This is a genomic window from Terrisporobacter vanillatitrophus (assembly GCF_051148895.1).
Taxonomy (GTDB): domain Bacteria; phylum Bacillota; class Clostridia; order Peptostreptococcales; family Peptostreptococcaceae; genus Terrisporobacter; species Terrisporobacter vanillatitrophus.
In genome coordinates this window covers 3,269,326-3,291,043 of sequence record NZ_CP154625.1, presented here as the reverse complement: position 1 = coordinate 3,291,043, position 21,718 = coordinate 3,269,326, and the positions used below count along the sequence as shown (strand labels likewise).

At 28.3% G+C, this 21,718-nt stretch carries 21 protein-coding genes and 1 tRNA gene; 21 read left to right on the top strand and 1 reads right to left on the bottom strand.

Going from position 1 to position 21,718, the window contains the following annotated elements:
- Positions 1–34 precede the first annotated feature (34 nt).
- The 6 genes from TVTCOM_RS16255 (at position 35) to TVTCOM_RS16230 (ending at position 6,625) form a co-directional block, all read left to right on the top strand.
- Complete coding sequence (locus TVTCOM_RS16255; protein ID WP_434797305.1) at positions 35–844, top strand: metallophosphoesterase; 810 nt, start codon at positions 35–37, stop codon at positions 842–844.
- Between the two features lie 28 nt (positions 845–872).
- Entirely contained in the window at positions 873–2,381 is a 1,509-nt protein-coding gene (gene putP, locus TVTCOM_RS16250; RefSeq protein ID WP_434797304.1) for a sodium/proline symporter PutP, read from the top strand.
- A gap of 175 nt (positions 2,382–2,556) precedes the next feature.
- The gene (pdxS, locus tag TVTCOM_RS16245; protein ID WP_434797303.1) at positions 2,557–3,432 is read left to right on the top strand and encodes a pyridoxal 5'-phosphate synthase lyase subunit PdxS; all 876 of its coding nucleotides are present in this window, start codon (positions 2,557–2,559) and stop codon (positions 3,430–3,432) included.
- 1 nt (position 3,433) lies between these two features.
- On the top strand, positions 3,434–4,006 hold the full coding sequence (gene pdxT, locus TVTCOM_RS16240; protein ID WP_434797302.1) for a pyridoxal 5'-phosphate synthase glutaminase subunit PdxT: 573 nt from the start codon (positions 3,434–3,436) through the stop codon (positions 4,004–4,006).
- Between the two features lie 214 nt (positions 4,007–4,220).
- On the top strand, positions 4,221–6,242 hold the full coding sequence (locus TVTCOM_RS16235) for a methyl-accepting chemotaxis protein (RefSeq protein ID WP_434797301.1): 2,022 nt from the start codon (positions 4,221–4,223) through the stop codon (positions 6,240–6,242).
- Between the two features lie 125 nt (positions 6,243–6,367).
- On the top strand, positions 6,368–6,625 hold the full coding sequence (locus TVTCOM_RS16230) for a phage holin family protein (RefSeq protein WP_434797300.1): 258 nt from the start codon (positions 6,368–6,370) through the stop codon (positions 6,623–6,625).
- Between the two features lie 75 nt (positions 6,626–6,700).
- On the opposite strand, the gene TVTCOM_RS16225 is transcribed toward TVTCOM_RS16230, so the two are convergent.
- Positions 6,701–6,786, bottom strand: a tRNA-Leu gene (locus tag TVTCOM_RS16225).
- A gap of 272 nt (positions 6,787–7,058) precedes the next feature.
- On the opposite strand from TVTCOM_RS16225, the gene polA reads away from it, so the two are divergent.
- From polA to TVTCOM_RS16150, 15 genes are all read left to right on the top strand, one after another.
- A complete protein-coding gene (polA, locus tag TVTCOM_RS16220) occupies positions 7,059–9,713 on the top strand; it encodes a DNA polymerase I (RefSeq protein WP_434797299.1) in 2,655 nt (884 codons plus the stop codon).
- Positions 9,714–9,721: 8 nt separating this feature from the next.
- Positions 9,722–10,324 carry a dephospho-CoA kinase gene (coaE, locus tag TVTCOM_RS16215; RefSeq protein ID WP_434797298.1) on the top strand — a complete coding sequence of 201 codons (603 nt, stop codon included), beginning with the start codon at positions 9,722–9,724 and terminating at the stop codon, positions 10,322–10,324.
- On the top strand, positions 10,317–10,874 hold the full coding sequence (locus TVTCOM_RS16210; RefSeq protein ID WP_434797297.1) for a lytic transglycosylase domain-containing protein: 558 nt from the start codon (positions 10,317–10,319) through the stop codon (positions 10,872–10,874). Before coaE ends, TVTCOM_RS16210 begins: the two co-directional genes overlap by 8 nt.
- The gene (locus TVTCOM_RS16205; RefSeq protein ID WP_434797296.1) at positions 10,874–12,553 is read left to right on the top strand and encodes an ABC transporter substrate-binding protein; all 1,680 of its coding nucleotides are present in this window, start codon (positions 10,874–10,876) and stop codon (positions 12,551–12,553) included. The genes TVTCOM_RS16210 and TVTCOM_RS16205 overlap by 1 nt, the downstream gene beginning before the upstream one ends.
- Positions 12,554–12,578: 25 nt before the next feature.
- A complete protein-coding gene (locus tag TVTCOM_RS16200) occupies positions 12,579–12,791 on the top strand; it encodes a heavy-metal-associated domain-containing protein (protein ID WP_434797295.1) in 213 nt (70 codons plus the stop codon).
- Positions 12,792–12,958: 167 nt separating this feature from the next.
- A complete protein-coding gene (locus tag TVTCOM_RS16195; RefSeq protein WP_434797294.1) occupies positions 12,959–13,987 on the top strand; it encodes a branched-chain amino acid aminotransferase in 1,029 nt (342 codons plus the stop codon).
- 175 nt (positions 13,988–14,162) lie between these two features.
- A complete protein-coding gene (locus tag TVTCOM_RS16190) occupies positions 14,163–14,570 on the top strand; it encodes a bacteriohemerythrin (protein ID WP_434797293.1) in 408 nt (135 codons plus the stop codon).
- A 313-nt stretch (positions 14,571–14,883) separates the two neighbouring features.
- A complete protein-coding gene (locus tag TVTCOM_RS16185; RefSeq protein WP_434797292.1) occupies positions 14,884–15,588 on the top strand; it encodes a LytR/AlgR family response regulator transcription factor in 705 nt (234 codons plus the stop codon).
- A gap of 11 nt (positions 15,589–15,599) precedes the next feature.
- Positions 15,600–16,910, top strand: a complete 1,311-nt coding sequence (locus TVTCOM_RS16180) for a sensor histidine kinase (protein WP_434797291.1) — start codon at positions 15,600–15,602, stop codon at positions 16,908–16,910.
- 19 nt (positions 16,911–16,929) lie between these two features.
- Entirely contained in the window at positions 16,930–17,649 is a 720-nt protein-coding gene (locus TVTCOM_RS16175; protein ID WP_434797290.1) for a YhfC family intramembrane metalloprotease, read from the top strand.
- Position 17,650: 1 nt separating this feature from the next.
- A complete protein-coding gene (locus tag TVTCOM_RS16170) occupies positions 17,651–18,043 on the top strand; it encodes a DUF3887 domain-containing protein (protein ID WP_434797289.1) in 393 nt (130 codons plus the stop codon).
- A gap of 316 nt (positions 18,044–18,359) precedes the next feature.
- Entirely contained in the window at positions 18,360–18,968 is a 609-nt protein-coding gene (locus tag TVTCOM_RS16165) for a hypothetical protein (protein WP_434797288.1), read from the top strand.
- 217 nt (positions 18,969–19,185) lie between these two features.
- Positions 19,186–19,797 (top strand): endonuclease/exonuclease/phosphatase family protein, encoded by a 612-nt coding sequence (locus TVTCOM_RS16160; protein ID WP_434797287.1) that lies wholly within the window; start codon positions 19,186–19,188, stop codon positions 19,795–19,797.
- Between the two features lie 89 nt (positions 19,798–19,886).
- Positions 19,887–20,258 carry a VOC family protein gene (locus TVTCOM_RS16155; RefSeq protein ID WP_434797286.1) on the top strand — a complete coding sequence of 124 codons (372 nt, stop codon included), beginning with the start codon at positions 19,887–19,889 and terminating at the stop codon, positions 20,256–20,258.
- Positions 20,259–20,284: 26 nt separating this feature from the next.
- Positions 20,285–21,604, top strand: coding sequence for an SH3 domain-containing protein (locus tag TVTCOM_RS16150; protein WP_434797285.1), 1,320 nt, complete (start codon positions 20,285–20,287; stop codon positions 21,602–21,604).
- Positions 21,605–21,718 lie beyond the last annotated feature (114 nt).

Below are 21,718 nucleotides of genomic sequence, written 5' to 3'. Positions count from 1 at the left end.
TAATAAGTAGAATTGCAGGTGAAAATAAGTATTAATGAACAAATTAGAAATAGCTAATTATGTTATAGAAAATAAAAAAATACCACGAGAGTTTAATGATTATGTTATTGTTCAAATTAGTGACTTACATAACCGGTCCTTTGGGAAAAATAATATTAATTTAATTAATGAGATTGATAAAATAAATCCTCAAGTAGTATTTATTACAGGAGATATAATAGATGGAGAAAATAAAAATTTTCAAGTAGCATTAAATTTGTTGGAAAATTTAACGAATAAATATCAGGTATACTATATTACAGGCAATCATGAACAAAAAGCTTTAATAAAAAGATATAAAGAGTTATATAAAGAATACTTTAAAAAGCTACAATATTTATCAGCTATCCACTTAGATAATGAAAAAATTCAAATAAAAAAAGATAAAAGTCATATAAATATTTATGGATTAACAGTACCATTTAAATGTTATAAATATTTGTTTGATAAGGATAAAAGCATATACTTAGATAAAAGCTTTTTGCAAAACAATTTACCATTAATAAATAAGAATGAGTATAATATTTTATTAGTTCATACACCTTTTTACTTTGATGAATATGAAAAATGGGGGTCAGATCTTATCTTAGCAGGTCATGTACATGGAGGAATAATTAGGCTTCCTATTATAGGAGGTTTATTATCACCAAACAGGCAATTTTTCCCTAAATATGACTTGGGGAAATTTGATAAAAATAATTCTACTATGATAGTTACTAAAGGTTTGGGAAGGTCTAAGGTACTTGTTAGAATTAATTGCAAGCCAGAAGTTGTAAAAATAACATTAAAATCTAAACATTATTAGGAACAAAAATTTTAAAGGGGGAATTATTATGATAGGAAATAATATCACAATAATTGTAGTATTTGTTTTATACCTAGTAATGATGTTAGTCATAGGGATTGTTGCATTTAAAAGAACATCTAATACAACAGACTACTACTTAGGTGGTAGGTCTTTAGGTAAATGGGTTGTTTCAATAAGCGCTCAAGCCTCAGATATGAGTGGTTGGTTGTTAATGGGATTACCTGGAGCTGCATATTTATCTGGGATAGAAGCAGGATGGATAGCGGTAGGCTTAGCAGTAGGAACGTATTTTAACTGGAAATTAGTTGCAAAGAGACTGAGAAATTATACTGAAATATGTGGAAACTCTATAACTATTCCAGGATTCCTGGGAAATAGATATAGAGATGAACAGCATATTATAAGAATGGTTAGCGCATTATTTATATTAATATTCTTCTTAGTATATACGGCATCTGGATTTGTAAGTGGAGCAAAATTATTCTCCACAGTATTTGATATAGATTATATGGTAGCTTTATTAATAGCAGTTTTAGTTGTAGTTTCATATACTTTTGCTGGAGGTTTTTTTGCGGTATGTTGGACAGATTTAGTGCAAGGAATATTAATGTTTATGGCAATAATAATAGTTCCAGTGGCAGCAGTGGAAAGTATGGGAGGACTGAGCGAAACTTTGGCTAATATAAACTCAGTAAATCCACAACTACTCGATGCTTTTACTACATCAGATGGAAGTAGAGTGGCTTTAATATCAGTAGTTTCATCATTAGCTTGGGGACTTGGATATTTTGGTCAGCCACATATTTTAGTAAGATTTATGGGGATAAAAAATGCAGAAGAGATAAAACATTCTAGAAGAATTGCAATGGTATGGGTAATATTCTCACTTGTTGCAGCAGTTTTGGTAGGACTATTAGGAAGAGTTTATTTAGGCGAAGACTTAAGTACCACAGCTGGTGAAACAGTATATATTAAAATGGTGCTTTCCATATTTCCTATAGTTTTAGCTGGATTATTTTTGGCAGCTATACTTGCAGCAATAATGAGTACAGCAGACTCACAACTTCTTGTAACTGCATCAGCCATAACAGAAGATTTTTATAAAGCTAAATTAAGAAAAAATGCAAGTGACAAAGAACTTATGATTGTAAGTCGCTTTACAGTTATTATTGTAGCAATTATAGCGGCAGTTATTGCAACTAACCCAAATAATACAGTACTTGGGCTTGTGGAAAATGCATGGGCAGGATTTGGAGCTACTTTTGGTCCCATAGTTTTATTTTCACTTTTCTGGAAAAGAACAACTAAAAGAGGAGCTATTGCAGGAATGATAACTGGTGGTGTAAGTGTTATAATTTGGAGAAGATTAGGAGTAGCTTTAGGTGGAATATTTGGTCTATATGAAATTGTTCCAGGATTTTTATTTTCAGCCTTAGTAATTTATATAGTTAGCAAATTGGACAAAGAACCATCTCAGGATATAATTGATGAATTTGAAAAAGTTAAAGGTTTAAATAGCCAGACAAATGCATAGTGATAAAAAACTTGGAGTATTTTGCTTCAAGTTTTTTTATGTATGAGGAAGTTTTTATCAATACAAAATGTATTGGTACAATTTGCATAAAATTATGAAAAACTAAACTTTTGTTGTGATACAATTAAAATTGTACTACTATATTTTTATAAAAAACAATAAGGGGGTACAATTAATGAGTAGAGAAGTATTAAATAAAAATTTGGCACAAATGTTAAAAGGTGGAGTAATAATGGATGTAACTAATCCAGCAGAGGCAATAATAGCACAAAATGCAGGAGCATGTGCAGTTATGGCATTAGAAAGAGTTCCATCTGATATAAGAAAAGAAGGTGGAGTGGCAAGAATGTCCGATCCTAAAATGATAAAAGAAATACAAGAAGCTGTAAGTATACCAGTTATGGCAAAAGTAAGGATTGGACATTTTGTAGAAGCGCAAATACTTGAAGCTTTAGAAATAGATTTTATAGATGAAAGTGAAGTTTTAACACCGGCAGATAATGTTTATCATATAGAAAAAACTAAATTTGAAGTGCCTTTTGTTTGTGGAGCAAGAAACTTAGGAGAAGCTCTTAGAAGAATTGGCGAAGGAGCATCAATGATAAGAACAAAAGGTGAAGCAGGAACTGGAGATGTGGTAGAATCAGTTAAACATATGAGAACGGTAACTTCTCAAATTAGAAAAATAGTATCTATGGGTGAAGAAGAATTAATGAATGCAGCTAAAGAAATGGGAGCACCATACGATTTAGTTAAATATGTTCATGAAAATAATACACTTCCAGTAGTAAACTTTGCAGCAGGAGGAATTGCAACTCCAGCAGATGCAGCATTAATGATGCAACTAGGTTGTGATGGAGTATTTGTAGGATCAGGAATATTTAAATCAGATAATCCAGAAAAAAGAGCAGAAGCCATAGTAAAAGCTGTTACAAATTATAATAATCCTAAAGTTTTAGCACAAATATCAGAAGACTTAGGTGGGGCTATGAGCGGTGTGGCAGTGAATACTTTAGAAGATAAAGAATTATTAGCAGCTAGGGGTTGGTAATATGAAAATTGGAGTACTTGCCATGCAAGGTGCTTATGAAGAGCATATAAGTATATTAAAAAGTTTAAATGTTGATACTATAGAAATTAGAAATAAAGAAGATTTAAAAAATATTGATGGGCTAATTATTCCTGGTGGAGAGAGCACTACCATGGGAAAGTTAATTAGAAATTTAGATATATATAATGAATTAAAAGAAAAAATAGAAAGTGGATTACCTGTATGGGGAACCTGTGCAGGTATGATTTTACTGGCTAAAAGTATTTATGAAGATGATACAAAGCATTTGGCTACTATGGATATTGAGGTGAGAAGAAATGCCTATGGAAGACAGCTGGGAAGTTTCCATACTAAGTCTACTATAAAAGAAATTGGCGATGATATTCATATGGTGTTTATAAGAGCTCCTTATATAGAATCTGTTGGAGATAAGGTAGAAGTATTATCCGTAGTAGATAAAAATATAGTTGAAGCAAAAGAAGACAATATGTTTGTAACTTCTTTTCATCCTGAATTGACGGAGGATAACAGAGTACATAAATACTTTGTAGATATGGTAAAAAATAATATTTAATAGATATAAAAAAATCACTTACTCTTAAAAGTAAGTGATTTTTTTGTATTTAAATAAAATATTATATTGTAAAATGTTAAAGTTTTTACAAATTTAGTCGTATAACTTTTGGGAGATAATATGAAATATTTGGAATTTAATTTGAAGTAAAAATCAATGTTATATTACAAGTAATCAATTCAAATAAGTAAAACCGAGGAGGGGGAACAGAAAAATGAAAAGTATAAAGACAAAAATTTTAGTAATGATTGGTGGAGTAGCAATTTTAGCAATGATTATCTCAGGTGGAATTTCAATGAAAAATACACTTAATATGGTTAGTGATTCTCAAGAGTCTATCTCAACGCTGACTACAGAAAAATTAGTAGCTAATATTGATGAGTATTTCACAAGATACAAAACTATGGCAACTCAGATGGCAGGAAATACGTCTGTAAGAACAGTACTAACTGAAGCTACTAAAGAGAATTATAAAGATAAATCTTCCTTTAAAGATACATATAAGTATTTAGGATTTGTAGCGGAAAACGATGCACAAATATCAACAGCATATGTTTGTTCAGCTAAAGATTCATTAGCATTTGATGGTACTAGCTGGGTTTCAGATAAAGATTTTGATTTAAAAGCAAAAAAATATTGGTTTTCAAATCAAGAAGACATAGAAAATGGATACATAATAACTGATCCATTTGAAGATGTTATTTCTGGAAATATGATAGTAACATTTTCTGCACCAGTATATAGTTTAGATGGAAATGAAATCGTTGGTATAGCAGCTGTAGATATTCAACTTAATGATTTAAGTAATAAAATAGCATCTAACGAAACTGAATTTGGAAAAGACGCATATACTATGCTTGTATCTAGATCAGGACAAGTGCTAGCAAGTAATGATAGTGATAAGTTGCTTAAAAATGTTGGCGAAATAGGATTTGATGACAATATGATAAAAGAAATAGATAATCCTAGTAAAAAAGTTATAGAATATACTGACAATGGACAAACACGTTATGGAATTGTAAATGCAACAAGAGATGCTGGTTTAAAAACTATTTTTAGTATAAATGAAGATCGATATAAAGCATTAGTAAAAAAACAGCAGAAAGATATGATGTTTACTTATGGAGCTGCAATTTTAATTCTTTTAATAGTAATATATTTTGTTACAAGAAGTATAGTATCACCAATTCAAAGACTTATGGAGATTACAGAAGAATTAGCAGAAGGTAATCTTGATGCTGAAATAGATATAGATAATAAAGATGAAACAGGTAAATTAGCTCAATCAATGAAGAAGCTAGTTACAAGATTAAATGAGTATATTGTATATATAGATGAGATATCAGAGTCATTAAATAGATTCTCAGCAGGAGATTTAAATATAGATTTAAAACAAGCTTATGACGGAGAGTTTGAGAAAATTAAAGACTCATTAATACAACTTTCTAATATATTTAAAAATACTATAGGACAAATTATAGAAACATCAGAAAATGTAGCACTAGGTTCAAAAGAAATAGCTACTGCAGCACAAGTTCTTGCAGATGGGGCTTTATACCAAGCAAACACAACAGAAGAATTAACAGCAACAGTAAATGATTTATCTGATAGAGTATCAAAAAATGCAGAAAATGCACTAGGTGCTGCTGATCAAATTAAGTCTGTGGGAGAACTTTCAAATTTAAGTAATGATCAAATGAAAAAAATGATGGAGGCAATAACTGAAATAAATAATAAATCATCAGAAATAGGCAAAGTAATAAAAGTTATTGAAGATATTGCATTCCAAACAAATATATTAGCATTAAATGCAGCTGTGGAAGCATCTAGAGCTGGAGAAGCAGGTAAAGGATTTGCAGTGGTGGCTGATGAAGTAAGAAATCTAGCAACAAAATCAGCAGATGCAGCAAAAGAAACTACTCACTTAATTGAAGAGTCTATTAAGGCTGTAGAAAATGGAAATAAAATAGCTAATAAAACGGGAGAAATGCTTGCAGAGGTACTGCAAGGTGTATCTGAATCAGTAAAATTAATAGATGAGATATCTGATGCATCTTCTGAGCAAGCTACAGCTTTAAAACAAACATTAGAAGGTATTGAAGAAATAAGTAATGTTGTGCAAACAAATGTATCAACATCTGAGGAAAGTTCAGCAGCAAGTAATGATTTATCTAAACAAGCAGAAGATCTTCAAGCTGTTGCATCTCAATTTAAAATTGAAGATGAGATAAACTAGTATAGAAATAACCTTGTAAATATAATATAAAAATTTAAAAGACTAAAGGAAATTAATTTCCTTTAGTCTTTTTTAGTTTTTAGAGTAGTAATATATAATGAGAAAAAATTTAAGGAGGGAATACTATGGACTTAGGATTTTTAAATGATTACTTAGTTTTAGTAATAGTTGGTATATGTCTGTGTTTAGGTTATATAATAAAAAATAGCTTAAACTTTATACCAAATAAGTACATACCATTAATAATGGCAGTAACAGGTTGTATATTGAACATATGGATAAATAAGAGTGTAACAGCAGATGTAATATTAGGTGGTATGTTTTCAGGCCTAGCAAGTACAGGAGTTCATCAAGCATTTGTAAATTTAATTCAAAACAAGTAGATTAGGAAGTGTAAGCAGAGGTAAATTAGAAATAAAAAAAGTAGTTACTAAAAAATTCAGTAACTACTTTTTAATTGGTGCCGGATGTGGGACTCGAACCCACACGGTATTGCTACCAACGGATTTTGAGTCCGTCGCGTCTGCCATTCCACCAATCCGGCATATTATTACTAAATTATAACAAAGACTTAAATTAAAATCAAGCCTAAAGAAATATTTAATTATAATAAAAATGTTTTAAGATATTTAAAAAAGTAACGTATATATAATAGAGCATATGAAATATATAGGATTGCTTATTATGAAGATAAGGTGATTTTCTTATTAAACACCTTAATATAATTTGATTATTGTGGTATTATTAAATAATAATATATGGGTATATAATAAGATATATAAATATATAATATTGAAAAATATAGGAGTGATAAACTTGGACAAAAGATTAATAATTATAGATGGAAACTCGATAATAAATAGAGCATTTTATGCATTACCAGACATGAGCAACAGTGAAGGATTAAAAACTAATGCCATATATGGTTTTACTAGAATGTTATTTAAAATAATAGATGATTATAAACCAACTCACATAAGCGTTGCCTTTGATAAAAAAGCGCCAACATTTAGACATAAGGAATTTGCCGACTATAAAGCAGGAAGAAAGAAAATGCCAGATGAACTTGGTCAACAATTAGAGCCTCTAAAAGAATTATTAGACACCTTTAATATTCATAGAATGGAAATGTCAGGATATGAGGCAGATGATTTAATTGGTACAGTTTCAAAAATGGGAGAAGATAACGACTTTAAAGTATACATAGTTACAGGAGATAAAGATGCTATACAACTTGCATCAAACAAAACAACTACATTAATTACTAAAAAAGGTGTAGGAGAAGTGGAAGAATACAACTATGATTCAGTTATAGAAAGATATGAAATGACTCCTACACAATTTATAGACCTAAAAGGATTAATGGGAGATAAATCAGATAATATACCAGGTGTTCCAGGTATAGGAGAAAAAACAGGTATAAAACTTATAAAAGAGTTTTCTTCTGTTGAAAATTTAATAGAAAACACTGACAAGTTAAAAGGAAGTGTTAAGCAAAAAATAGAAGAAAATAAAGAACAAGCTGTATTTAGTAAAAAACTTGCTACAATTATAAGAGATGTACCTATTGAAGTAAGCTTAGATGAACTATCTTTTGGAGATTATGATAAAAATACAGTAATAGAAGAGTTCAAAAAATTTGGGTTTAATACATTAATAAAACAAGTGCTATCTATGGACGGTGGAAGTGAAGAATCTGCTGTTGAAGAAAAGATAGAGCTAAATATTAATCATTTAGACAATTTGGAAGAATTTAAAAAAGAGCTTGAAAAAACTAATAAGTTATTTATAAAAACTGTAAAAAAAGCAGGTAATATATTAGATAAGAACATACTATATGTATTTGTAAGTTCAAATGGAAATGATATATATTACTTAAATGGCGAAGAATTAGAATTAATAAAAGATATAATTTCCAATGAGGAAATCAAGAAAATAGGTTACAATTTGAAAGATGATTATTTAGCTTTCAAACCATATAATATGGAAATGAATAATATTTTCTTTGATATAGCCATAGGAGAATATTTAATAGATTCAAAATCATCTACTTCTTATGAATGTAGTGATATAGCAATGAAGTATTTAACTAAAAAAGTAAAATCCGAAGAAGAAATCTTAGGAAAAGGTGCTAAAGCTAAGAAATTCCAAGACTTAGATATGGAAGAATTAAGTACATACTTTGGAGAAATGATAAATATAGTCTATAATGTATATCCAATTATGGAGAAAACATTTAAAGATATGGAAATGGAATACTTATTCTATGACGTGGAAATGTCATTGGTAGAAGTATTAGGATCTATGGAATACTATGGTGTTGCAGTTGACAAAAATCAATTAAGAGAGCTTGGAGATAAGTTTAAAAACATAATTGCAAACCTAGAAGAAGAAATATTCTCACTTGCTGGAGAAAAATTTAATATAAATTCACCAAAACAATTGGGAGTTATATTATTTGAAAAGCTAGAATTACCAGTAATTAAGAAAACTAAAACAGGATACTCTACAAATGCAGATGTATTAGAAAAACTTAGGGACAAACATGAGATAATAGATAAAATTACTGAATATAGACAAATAGTTAAGTTAAACTCAACATATGTGGAAGGATTGAGCAACATAATCAATCCAATAAGTGGTAGAATTCATTCTTCATTTAATCAAACAATAACAACTACAGGAAGAATATCATCTACGGAGCCGAATTTACAAAATATACCTGTTAAAACAGAAATGGGTAGAGAAATAAGAAAAGTATTTATTGCTGATGAAAACTCAAAACTAGTAGATGCAGATTACTCTCAAGTAGAACTTAGAGTATTAGCTCATATGAGTAGTGATGAGCATATGATAGAGGCATTCCAAAATCATATAGATATTCACTCAAAAACAGCATCACAAATATTTGATGTAGATGTAAATGAAGTTAACTCTACACAAAGAAGTGAAGCTAAAGCTATAAACTTTGGTATAGTTTACGGTAAAACAGATTTTGGTTTATCACAAGATTTAAATATACCTGTGGCAAAAGCTAAGGCTTATATAGAGAGCTATTTTGCAAATTATTCTAGCATAAAGAATTTTATGGATAAAGTTATTGAACAAGCAAAGGAAAAAGGTTATGTATTAACTGAATTTAATAGAAGAAGATATATACCAGAAATAAACTCAAGTAATTTTATGGTGAGAAAACAAGGTGAAAGATTTGCCATGAATGCTCCTATCCAAGGAAGTGCAGCTGATATTATAAAAATAGCTATGGTAAATGTATATAATAGATTAAAAGATGAACAACTTAAATCAAAATTAATATTACAAGTACACGATGAACTTATAGTTGAGGCAGTGGAAGAAGAAATAGACAAAGTATGCAAAATAGTAAAAGAAGAAATGGAATCAGCAGTTAATTTACAAGTACATCTAGATGTGGATTTAAATGTTGGAGATTCATGGTATGAAACTAAGTAGGTGAAGATATGCTTATTTTAGGATTAACTGGGAATATTGGCTGTGGAAAAAGTAGTTTGTCTGCAATATTTAGTGAGGAAAATATAGATATAGTTGATGCAGATGTTATTGCACGACAAATTTATGATGATGAAAAATTACTTAAGAAAGTATATGATACTTTCGGATTTGATATAAAAAATCAGGATGGTTCTTTAAATAGAAAGGCTTTAGGAAGAATAGTTTTTAATGATGATGAAAAACTAATTCAACTTAATAAATTAACTCATCCAGTAATAAGACAAAGTGTAAGTAATCAGATCGATAGGTATAGAAAGCAAAACAAAAAAATAGTAATATTAGATGCTGCATTACTTGTTGAGTCAGATTATTTAAACTTCGTTGATAAAATATTAGTAGTAACTTGTAGTGAGGATATACAAATTGAAAGAATAAAAATTAGAGATAATTGTTCTACTGAGGAAGCGCTTAGTAGAATAAAATCTCAAATGAGTCAAGAAAATAAAGTAAAATATGCAGATTATATAATAGATAATTCAGGTACAATTGACGAGTTGAAGAAAAAGGCTTTTATATTTTTGAATTATATAAAGGAGAATTGGCGTGTATAAGAAGAGTATTATAATCTTATCTGTTATTATAATCTTAGGCGGAGCAATTTATTTAGAAGGGGGCAGAATAAAAACATTACTCTACCCAAGGAAGTACTCTGTATATGTACAAAAATATGCAGAGGAATATAATCTAGATGAAAATTTAGTTTATAGTATTATAAAAGCAGAAAGTAAATTTAATGAAGAAGCACTATCACGTAGAGGTGCAAAAGGTTTGATGCAAATTGCAGATATTACAAGAGACTGGGCAATAGAAGAATTAGAATTAAATGATGATATAGATGTGTATGATCCGGAAACTAACATAAGAATAGGTTGTTGGTATCTTAACACCTTATATAAAGAATTTGGAAAAACTGACTTAGTCGTTGCAGCATATAATGGTGGTTCTGGAAATGTGAGAAAATGGTTATCAGATGAAGAGTATAGTGAGGACGGAGAAAACTTACATACTATACCTTTTTCTGAGACTGATAAATATGTAATTAAAGTAAAGAAGAATTATGAGCAATATAAGATGTTATACAGCAAGGAAGGAAGGAACTAATGAAAAAAAAAATAATAAAACTTCTAGCAATAGTTTTAACCATAGTTCTGGGAACTGTAGGATGTGCTAAAGAAAAAGAAAATAAAGATAATAATGACGAGATAAATGAATTAAATATTCAAGAATCTAATTACATTCATTTGACAATGTTATTTCCAACTACTATAAATCCAATACTAAATAAAGATAAATCAGTAGGATATATAATGAATTTGATTTACGATGGTTTATTTGAAATTGATGAAAATTACAATGTGGAGCAAAGGTTAGTTGAAAAATATACAAAGTCTTCAGATGGGAAAAGTATAAATATTAAATTGAATTCTGATGCTACTTGGCACAATAACAAGGAAGTAACTTCTAGTGATGTTAGCTTCACTGTTGATTTAATCAAAAAAACTAATGATAGCCCTTATGTAGACTTAGTAAAAAATATTGAATCTATAAATATAAGTGATAGTAAGAACTTTACTATTAATTTGAAAGAAAATGATCCTTTTGCTATAGACAAGTTAACTTTCCCTATTATTTCAAAGGAAAGATTAGGTAACTTAAAAACTGATGAGATAAGCCAGTATAAATACAACCTTCTAGGAAATGGACCTTATAAAATCAAAGACTATGTGGACAGAAAATATATTATACTTGAAAGAAATGAAGAATATTTTAGTGATTTACCGGAAAATAGAAAAGAAATATTTGTAAAATTAGTTCCGGATAAGGAATCACAAACAGAGATGGTACTTGCACTAGATAGTGATATTGCAAGTATAGATTTATCAGAACTAAGTAAGTTTGAGAAAAATAAAGAGTTTAATGTTACTAACTACGAAGGTAGAGACTACGAAATGGTTATATTTAATTACAATAATGAATTTCTAAACAATGTGAGTTTTAGAAAAGCCATAATATCTGCCATAGATAGAGAGAAACTTTTAAAAGAAGCTTATATAGGAAATGCAACTTTATCATATTTCCCTCTTAATACAACTAGTAAATATTATAATAAAAACATTAATAACTTAGCATTTAATAAAGAAAAGGCCATAGAATATTTAACTGAGGGACTTAAATCAGTAAATGAATCTTTAGAATCACAAAAACAAGCTGAGTCAAGTAAACAAAATTCACAAAACTTACAAGGTATAATAGAGGATAATTCTACAGGGACTTCACCTAACTCACAGCTTTCAAAAAAAGAAATGAAAGAAGTATTAAATCAAGTAGAATTAAATATAGTAGTATCTGACAGTAATGGTGAAAGAATAAAGGTTGCAAATATAATAAGGCAAAATTTAGCTTCAATAGGAATTAAAAGTGTGGTAAAAGAATTAAACGAAAAAGATTTAACTCAAGCTATCGATTCTAAAGACTATGATTTAGCAGTAGTGGGATACTCTTTATCAAGTATTCCAGATACTAGAGATATATTGGAAGCGTTTAATATAAAAGATAAGGAATTACCAACTTATATTAAATCTTTAGGAAATTCTAAATCAGAGGATGAAACTAAAAAAATATATGACCAAATACAAAAATATGTGGCTGAAAAAGCTTCATTTATATCTTTAGGAATATTAGATAACTTTGTAGTATCTAATAAGAGACTTGAAGGAACTATTCATCCTAATGATTTTGATATTTATAAAGGAATTTCAAACTTACAAATGAGTAAATAAACTAATTAACAGGAGGAATAACTACATGAGAAGAAAGTTATCTATTGAAGGAATGAGATGTAGCCACTGTGTGGCAAATTTAAAAGATGTTCTAACAGAAGACATTGAGGGGGTAGAAGTCTTAGAAGTTAATTTAGATGGAAAGTATGCTATTGTTGATATGGATGATAATGTAGATATTGAGAAAGTTAAAGCATTAATAGAAGATTTAGGTTTTAACTTAATAAGTGTAGAATAAATTTGAGATAAAAATAAATTAATACAAATAAAATAAGTTATATTTAACAAAAAGGAATATTTATATAAATATTCCTTTTTGTGTTTTTAAAAATCTATTAAATTGTATTACGAAGTTTGATGTATTATAATATAAAGAAACTTAAAAATAGATTTAGGAGGGGTAACATGGAAAATATAAATCTAGATTGGAAAAACTTAGGGTTTGATTATAGACAAACTGCTAAAAGATATGTATCTAATTATGAGCATGGCACTTGGGATGAAGGAATTTTAACAGAAGATTCAAATGTTATAATTAATGAATGTGCAGGAGTTTTACAATATGCACAAACTTGTTTTGAAGGTTTAAAAGCTTATAGAACAGAGGATGGAAAGGTAGTTATATTTAGACCTGACCTTAATGCTGAACGTTTAGCGGATTCAGCAAGAAGGCTGTATATGCCAACAATATCACAAGAAAAATTCTTAAATGCTATAGAGCAAGTTGTGTTGGCTAATATTGATTTTGTACCACCATTTGGAAGTGGAGGAACATTATATATAAGACCATATATATTTGGAAGTGGGTCAGTAATAGGGGTAAAACCAGATACTAAATTCCAATTCAGAGTATTCACAACGCCTGTTGGGCCATACTTTAAAGGAGGAGTTAAGCCACTTAGTATATGTGTAAGTGATTTTGATAGAGCAGCACCACATGGTACAGGTCATGTAAAAGCAGGACTTAACTATGCTATGAGTTTACATGCACTTCAAGTTGCTCATGAAAATGGATTTGATGAAAATATGTACTTAGATGCTGCAACAAGAACAAAGGTTGAAGAAACAGGTGGAGCAAACTTTATATTTGTAACAAAGGATGAAAAGATAGTTACACCAAAATCTGATACTATACTACCATCAATAACACGTCGTTCTTTAATGCATGTTGCAAAAGAATACCTTGGACTAGAAGTTGAAGAAAGAGAAGTACATGTAGACGAATTAAAAGAGTTTACAGAATGTGCTTTATGTGGGACTGCAGCAGTATTATCACCAGTTGGAAAAGTAACTTATAAGGATGAAGTAATATGCTTTTCAAATGGAACAAGTGAAATGGGGCCAATTTGTAAAAAATTATATGACACATTAACAGGAATACAAATGGGTAAAATAGAAGCTCCACAAGGTTGGATAAAAGTAATATCTGATTAATTCAGTATATAAAAAGGTTTATATAAAAATAACTTGTTATGAAAACTATTTTGGATGTATTTGTCTTTAGGCAATATCCAAAATAGTTTTTTGTTTTATAATTGACTTTGTTATAATATAATGCTATCATTTTGGTAACATTTGACAAAATAACTGTAGATTGAGAGGAAGAAAAATGGCATATAAATGGTCTGATGATTTACTAACAGGGAATATGCAAATTGATAAAGAGCATAAAGAATTAATAAAAGCAATTAATGATTTGTTCGAGGCTTGTAGTAAGGGGAAGGGTAGAGCTGAATTAGAAAAGACAGTGAAATTTTTATCTTCTTATACAAAAACACATTTTGCTCATGAAGAGGTTTTACAAGTGAAATATAACTACCCTGATTATAATAATCATAAAAAATATCATAAGCATTTTGTAGAACAAGTTGAAAATATACATAAAAAACTTTTAGCAGAAGGTTCAAATATTGCTTTGATAGGAGAAATCAATAGCAAAGTTGGTAATTGGATAATTAGTCACATAAAAAGAGAAGATGTTAAAGTGGCACAACATATAAAAAACCAATCTAAATAATTGATTGAAATATATAGCATGTTAATAAATAATTTTTAGATGATAAAAATTAATTGAAGAAAATACCTAGAGAAATTCTCTAGGTATTTTCTTTAGCTTAAATAAACTCTATTTACTCTTCTATTCATATTGCATAGAACTTCATTTTATTTTGAAATTTAGTTTTAAGTAGCTTTCTTACTAGCTTTGCTTGTTTTTGATTAATAATTTAACTGTAACTTATGTATAAAAAACTATACCTTGAGCAGAGTTATTGATATTATATTTCTTAAGTAGATATAATGAAAATAAGTAAGGGGAGAGGAAATTATTAATGATTAAAATAGCTATTTGTGATGACAATTTAATCATACTTAATCATACAAAAGAAATAATAGAAAATTATAAGATAAAAGATTTGCAAATACACTCATATAAAAGTGGAGAAGAATTATTAGAAAGTGAAGAAAAGTTTGACATTATATTTTTAGACATAGATATGGGTGGAATTAATGGCATAGAAACAGCTAAAAAAATTAGGACTTACGATAAAAAAGTAAAAATAATTTATGTGACAAATTATACAGACTACACATCTTCTGCTTTTAGTGTTCATGCTTTTGGCTATTTGATAAAACCAATTAAGGAGAAAGAACTTCATGAACAACTTGATGAAGCCTTATCTTATATGAAAGAAGATGAAGAATGTTTGATAGACTTTATTACAGAAGATGGGTTAGCAAGAATTGATGTAAAGAAGATATATTATTTTGAATATGTATCTAGAAAAATACTTATGAGAACAAGTGAAAAGACTTATATTATAAAAGATAAAATTTCAGCCATAAGTGATAAAATGAAAGATTTTGGTTTTGAAATGCCACATAAAAGCTTTGTAGTAAATTTGTATAATGTGAAATCTATCAAAGGTTATGATATTTACATGATGAATGAAAGTGTAATACCTTTATCTCAAAAAAAATCAAGTGAGTTTAGAAATGCTCTCAATATTTATCTTAGTAATCATATTGGGAAATAGATAAGGGGGTAGTGGAGATTAATAGTTATATTGACTTAGTTGCATATTTAATATTGCCAATCATAGGAAGTGTATTTATTGTTTATGCTTGCTTTGATTTTATGAAAAAAGTAGATAGAAATATATATAGAAAAAAGATAGGTTATATATTTTCATTTGTATTATTTAATATTGTCTTATCATTTAGTGCTTTATCAGGAAATTTTTTAGTAAATATGATTATGTTTTCAAGTGGAATATTGCTAATAGGACATTTTTTATATAATAATTCGAAACTTTATTTACTATATTATTGTATATTTGCTCTTTGTTTTTTATTTGTAGACTTACTGGTTAGTTTTTTTATATCTTTTGTAATATCTTATGGCGGATTTTATTTTTCAAATTTAGCTTACTTACAAATAACCGTAGTATTTTTAATTAGAATTATAGAATATGTTTACATAAAACTTTTTACAAATTTCATAAATAGACGTGAAGCTAAAATTATAAGCAAAATTCAAAGTTTTACTTTTTTAGTTATTCCTTTATTTAGCGTAATTTATATAATGACCCTAGTTTACTTATTACAACTATATGCTGGATTTGTAGAAAGTGTTTTGCTAGTTGTAAGCGTAGTTTTAATATTGATTTTAAATATATATGTAACTCATATTTTTGATACTGTATCAAAGAATAATACTTTGCAAAATGAAGTTAAATTGTATCATCAACAAAGTGAGTTACAACACAAGTATTATGATAATTTGGAAAATAAATATAAAGAATCTCGAAAACTAATTCACGATGTAAGAAATCACTTACAATCCATAGAAAGATTATATGAAAATAAGGAAGAAGACTTGGCCAAGAAATATACAAATGATATTCATTTAATGTTAAACGAATTAAATCAAAAGTATTACACAAGTAATAGAATATTAAATATTATCTTAAATGATAAATATCAAATTATAAAAAACACTAACATAGATTTTGATTGTAAAATAGGAGAGATAGATCTTGATTTTATAAGAGAAATTGATATTACAACAATATTTGCAAACATTTTGGATAATTCTATAGAAGTAGCAAAACAAGTGGAAGATAACAGCTATATAAAATTTCATATGAATAAATTTAATGATTTTATAGTTATAAATATAGTAAATTCCATGAAAGAAAAACCAATTATAAAAAATAAAAAAATTAAAAGTACAAAGGTTAATCATGATGGCTTAGGCTTAGAAAACATAAGAAAGACCTTAGAAAAATATGAAGGTAGTTTAGTGATAGATTTTGATGAACGTGAATTTAAAGTTAATATCGTAATTCCAAATTAATAATTAGGAAGTGAATAAAGTGATTGAATTAGGAACTAAAATAGGTTTAATAATAAGTGTTGCAATTTCGTTTGTGGCTCCAATATTAATGCTTATTTACTATATGGTTCACAAAAAACAAAAATTAAAACCTTTTATAGTAGGTGTTTTAGTGTTTTTTATATCTCAAATTATGTTAAGACTTCCCTTATTATCTTATGTATTGCCAAAGCAAATTTGGTACATGAGACTAAGTTTAAATCCTTATTTATATAGTATTTTTTTAGGATTGACTGCAGGCATTTTTGAAGAAGTAGGGCGATATATAGGATTTAAATATTTCCTGAAAAATAATCAAAAATATGATGATGGACTTAGCTTTGGTTTTGGGCATTGGGCCATAGAGGCATTATTTATAGTAGGAATAAACGCAGTTATTCTTTTATTTAGCCATAATTTACTTGAAGCTTCAGGTTTGAGTATAACAAATGCTTTTATGATGGGAATGGAAAGGTTGTTTGTACTAAGTGTACATGTAGGCCTTTCAATAATTGTATTATATTCAGTAAGACTAAACAAAACTTCTTACTTATTTATTGCTATTATACTTCATGGAATAATAGATGCAGGAATAGGTATTTTACCACAAATATTTAATATGGCAACGATAGGTATTGAAATATATGTACTAATTTGGGGATTAGGATTTTTATATTTAATATATAAGTCAAAATTGAAGTTTACTAAAATGGAGGAGTAAAATGAAAAAATTAAGATTATTTTTAATGATAACTTTAGGTTGTGTAATGTTAGGGGGATGTTCTTCAAATAAACTAAGTGATGATTTTAATGAAGAGCAGTTAAAGACCACTACAGAAGAAGTTATTCAGATGTTATGCAATGAGGAATATAACAAAATAAAAGAAATGTCGGGCCAAGAATTCATAGATGCAGGAGTAACAGAAAAAATAAAGGAAGTTTGGGGGCCTATGGCTAAAGATCTGGGGAAATTTGATTCTTTTGATAAAGAAGCAGTAGTAGGAAATGGGGATCAAGCTACAGTTGTAATTATATCTAAATTTGAAAATAGAAATGTTAAATTTACTATAAGCTATAATAAAGATATGAAGCTTACAGGATTTTACATTAAATAAATTATAAAATAAGAAGGTATCTTATTTAGTTAAAATTTACTTAACTATTTAAGGTACCTTTTATGTAAAAAAGGCTTCTATTTATGGGGGAAAATAGAAGCCTAAATGGGGGAGATTGAGTATGTTTGATTTTATAGTACTAGTTTCACCAAAACAAAATAGTTTATACATAAATTTAAAACAATTTAATAATTTTCAATAAAAATCATATAATTAAGTAAACCATAAATAGAAAATATTTAGCCAATTCACCAATTTAAAATTACTTGAATATAATAAGTAAGTATAAAATTGTTGATAATAAGGGGGAGGTATCATGGAATCTAGATATTATAAAGATGATTTGAAAGATATGATACTTGATATGGCCCACAAAGAACTTGAAAATTATGTATCTCAAAAAGGCGCACAAAAATACTTTGAGGGAAATATAGATAAAGTCATAAATGATTATGTAAAAAAAATAAGCAAAGACTCAAATATTCAAAAAACGTATTTAAAAGTATTAAAACATGGTGCATATCAAGAAAATATGGTTTCAGTAGCAAAAGTTATTAGAAATCAAGGGCTATTTAAGTCAAAGGAAGAGTTAATAAAATTTGCCAACTATTTGGGAGTAAGTGTGAATCATAAAAGCTCTTATAATCAAATATTAAAAAAAGTTTCAAAGCATATTTATAGCAATAGAGGGTCATACTCTAAAAAATATGTTTTTTATAAAAGAAATAGTCAAGAATATGTGTTAGAGCCTGAAAAAATAAAGAAAGATTTAATAGAAAGTTATAAATCAAAAACTAGAGAAGATATGAAATCAATAGCAAAACTTCTAAATATAAAAATAGTAGAAGAAGATTCTGCAGAAGATATAAGAAAAAAAGTAATTAATTATATAATAAAAGAGAAGGTTGCAAAGAAAAATCATTAAAGTTAAAGGCGCTATTGGCGTCTTTAATTTTTGGATAAGGAGATATAATAAGTTATGCAAAAGGAGTTGATGAAATATTAAATTAAAAAAACTTTTTTTATTAATACTAATTATAATTTCTAGCGCAGTAGTATTTAATGTTAATACAAATGAAGGTAGTTTAAATACAGATATAAAAATTGTAAGTTACAATATACATAGTGGAGTAGATAAGGATATGTTTCCAACTCTTTTTGATATTATAGATTTCTTGAAAAATTGTGATGCAGATATAATTTGCTTGCAAGAAGTAAATGAATCTGCAAAGGTAGGATTTCAAGTGAGCAGTCTAAAGGAAGAGCTGGGAATGAACTCTCACTTTGGTGCAAATGTAGTAAATTTAAATTCCAATTATGGATTGGTTACTTATTCAAGATATAAAATAATTAGTCAAAATCATGTATACCTGAGTAGCTCAAAGGAACAAAGGGGTATGTTACATACGGTTATTAAGGTTAAGGGAAAGAATGTAAACATAATTAATATTCACATGGGAACAAATAAAGAAGAGCAAGCAGAACAATTAAAAGAATTGCAAGCATTTATAGATGGACTTGGTGATGAGCCTTATATTATTGCAGGCGATTTTAATCTAGCAGATATAAATCTTGATAGTAACTGTGTAGATGTAGCTAAAAAATTACATAAATCAAATACACTGACCTTTTCATTAGGTATAGAAAGAATAGATTATATTTTTGTATCAGAAGATATTGTTCCAATAAATTATCGGGTTATTATAAAAAAAATGTCAGATCATTATCCGATTATTGCGAAATTGAGGATATAATAATAAAATATTGTAGTAATGTACAAAAAAATGTAATAATATTTAATTATACAAATATAGGATATTGTAATACATAAGGAGGAAATAATATGAAATTTACATTTTGCCATAATAACTTTAACGTACTAAATTTAGAAAAAAGTTTAGAATTTTATGAAAAAGCATTAGGTTTAAAGGAAGTTAGACGTATAAATTCAGAAGATGGAAGTTTTGTTTTAGTATATTTAGGTGATGGAGTAACATCTCATAATCTAGAATTAACTTGGCTAAGAGATTGGGACAGACCATATAATTTAGGAGATAACGAATTCCACTTAGCATTAGAAGTAGAGGATTTTGACAAGGCTTACGAATTACATAAAGAAATGAGTTGTATATGTTTTGAAAATAAAGCTATGGGAATATACTTCATAGCTGATCCAGATAATTACTGGATAGAAATATTACCAAAGAAAAAATAGAATGATAAAATTTGGGGGAGATAACTGTGAATACAAAAGTAATTGCAGCTATAGGAGTTGGAACGCTAGCATTATCTTTAGGTCAGTCTAGTGTTAGTGCACAAGAAAAAGGAACAGTTGCAGTTAGTGCATTAAATGTAAGAAGTGGCCCAGGAACAGATACTAGTATAAAAGGTTGCTTATACAAAGATGATGTTGTAGCAATATTAGAAAAAAGTGATGGTTGGTTAAAAGTTCAGTTACCTAACAAGTCTACTGGATGGGTCAGTGATAAATATATTCAAATAGAAAGTGCTAGTCTAAATGCAAAAATTAAATGTAACGTTAGATTAAATGTAAGAAGTGGTCCAGGAAAATCATATGAAATTAAAACTACTGTCAAAAATGAAACAATACATAAAATAACTGACAAAACAAATGGTTGGTACCAAATACAATTATCTAATGGAACCAGTGGTTGGGTACATGGATCTTATGTTGAGGAGACAATGGATAACATTTCAAATGATTCTAATAATGATTCAAGTAAGCCTGAAGGTAATCTAGAAACAGAAGTTAATCTAAATGGAAAAGTAATTAGTAGTGCCAATTTAAATGTACGAAGTGCACCAGGTACAAATTACTCTGTTAAAACTTATTTAAAACCTGGTCAAGTGGTATTTTTATTAAGTGAATCAAACGGATGGTACAAAGTAAAATTATCAAATGACACCATAGGATGGGTTTCATCTTCTTATATATCTAAAACGGATACTTATGGAAAATCCATAAGTAGCTTAAATGTAAGAAGTGGGGCAGGTACAAATTACTCTGTTAAAACAGTTCTAAAAAAAGGAGAAATAGTAGCTATAACTAATAGTTCTAACTCTTGGTACCAAATAAAAACAAGTTCTAATATTACTGGATGGGTAAGTTCTAGGTATATAAATATTACAACAGAATTACCAGGTGATAATACACCAAGTGAATCTAAAAATGAAGAAGTAGTAAATCTTGCTATGGCTCAACTAGGTAAGCCTTATGTATGGGGTGGAAATGGGCCCAATTCATTTGACTGTTCAGGATTTACAAGTTATGTATATCTAAATGCAAGAGGAATATCTTTACCAAGGATTTCTTATGAACAAGCAACAGTAGGAACTGCTGTAGGAACAGATAACTTGAAAGTGGGAGATTTATTACACTTTGCTACAGTTACACCTGGAAAAACTTCACATGTGGGGATATATATTGGGAATAATGAATTTATTCATGCTAGTGGTTCTCAAACAAGACCAGATAAGGTGAAAATAGACTCTTTATCTGGATATTATGGAAAAGTATTGCTAGGGGCAAGAAGATTTTAATAACACTAAAAAGCTATGAAATTAGAGAATATCTAAATTCATAGCTTTTTTATAATAATTATTTATAAACAAATTCATATCATAAATTGGACATCTTCTAAATATATATTAGTA

Bases quoted from the DNA above. Each gene is read 5' to 3' on its own strand.
- TVTCOM_RS16170 (WP_434797289.1), top strand. From the start codon at position 17,651: ATGAAAAAATTAAGATTATTTTTAATGATAACTTTAGGTTGTGTAATG.
- TVTCOM_RS16155 (WP_434797286.1), top strand. From the start codon at position 19,887: ATGAAATTTACATTTTGCCATAATAACTTTAACGTACTAAATTTAGAA.
- TVTCOM_RS16185 (WP_434797292.1), top strand. From the start codon at position 14,884: ATGATTAAAATAGCTATTTGTGATGACAATTTAATCATACTTAATCAT.
- TVTCOM_RS16235 (WP_434797301.1), top strand. From the start codon at position 4,221: ATGAAAAGTATAAAGACAAAAATTTTAGTAATGATTGGTGGAGTAGCA.
- TVTCOM_RS16160 (WP_434797287.1), top strand. From the start codon at position 19,186: ATGTTTCCAACTCTTTTTGATATTATAGATTTCTTGAAAAATTGTGAT.
- TVTCOM_RS16255 (WP_434797305.1), top strand. From the start codon at position 35: ATGAACAAATTAGAAATAGCTAATTATGTTATAGAAAATAAAAAAATA.
- pdxT (WP_434797302.1), top strand. From the start codon at position 3,434: ATGAAAATTGGAGTACTTGCCATGCAAGGTGCTTATGAAGAGCATATA.
- pdxS (WP_434797303.1), top strand. From the start codon at position 2,557: ATGAGTAGAGAAGTATTAAATAAAAATTTGGCACAAATGTTAAAAGGT.
- TVTCOM_RS16165 (WP_434797288.1), top strand. From the start codon at position 18,360: ATGGAATCTAGATATTATAAAGATGATTTGAAAGATATGATACTTGAT.
- TVTCOM_RS16205 (WP_434797296.1), top strand. From the start codon at position 10,874: ATGAAAAAAAAAATAATAAAACTTCTAGCAATAGTTTTAACCATAGTT.
- putP (WP_434797304.1), top strand. From the start codon at position 873: ATGATAGGAAATAATATCACAATAATTGTAGTATTTGTTTTATACCTA.
- TVTCOM_RS16230 (WP_434797300.1), top strand. From the start codon at position 6,368: ATGGACTTAGGATTTTTAAATGATTACTTAGTTTTAGTAATAGTTGGT.
- TVTCOM_RS16195 (WP_434797294.1), top strand. From the start codon at position 12,959: ATGGAAAATATAAATCTAGATTGGAAAAACTTAGGGTTTGATTATAGA.
- TVTCOM_RS16200 (WP_434797295.1), top strand. From the start codon at position 12,579: ATGAGAAGAAAGTTATCTATTGAAGGAATGAGATGTAGCCACTGTGTG.
- coaE (WP_434797298.1), top strand. From the start codon at position 9,722: ATGCTTATTTTAGGATTAACTGGGAATATTGGCTGTGGAAAAAGTAGT.
- TVTCOM_RS16190 (WP_434797293.1), top strand. From the start codon at position 14,163: ATGGCATATAAATGGTCTGATGATTTACTAACAGGGAATATGCAAATT.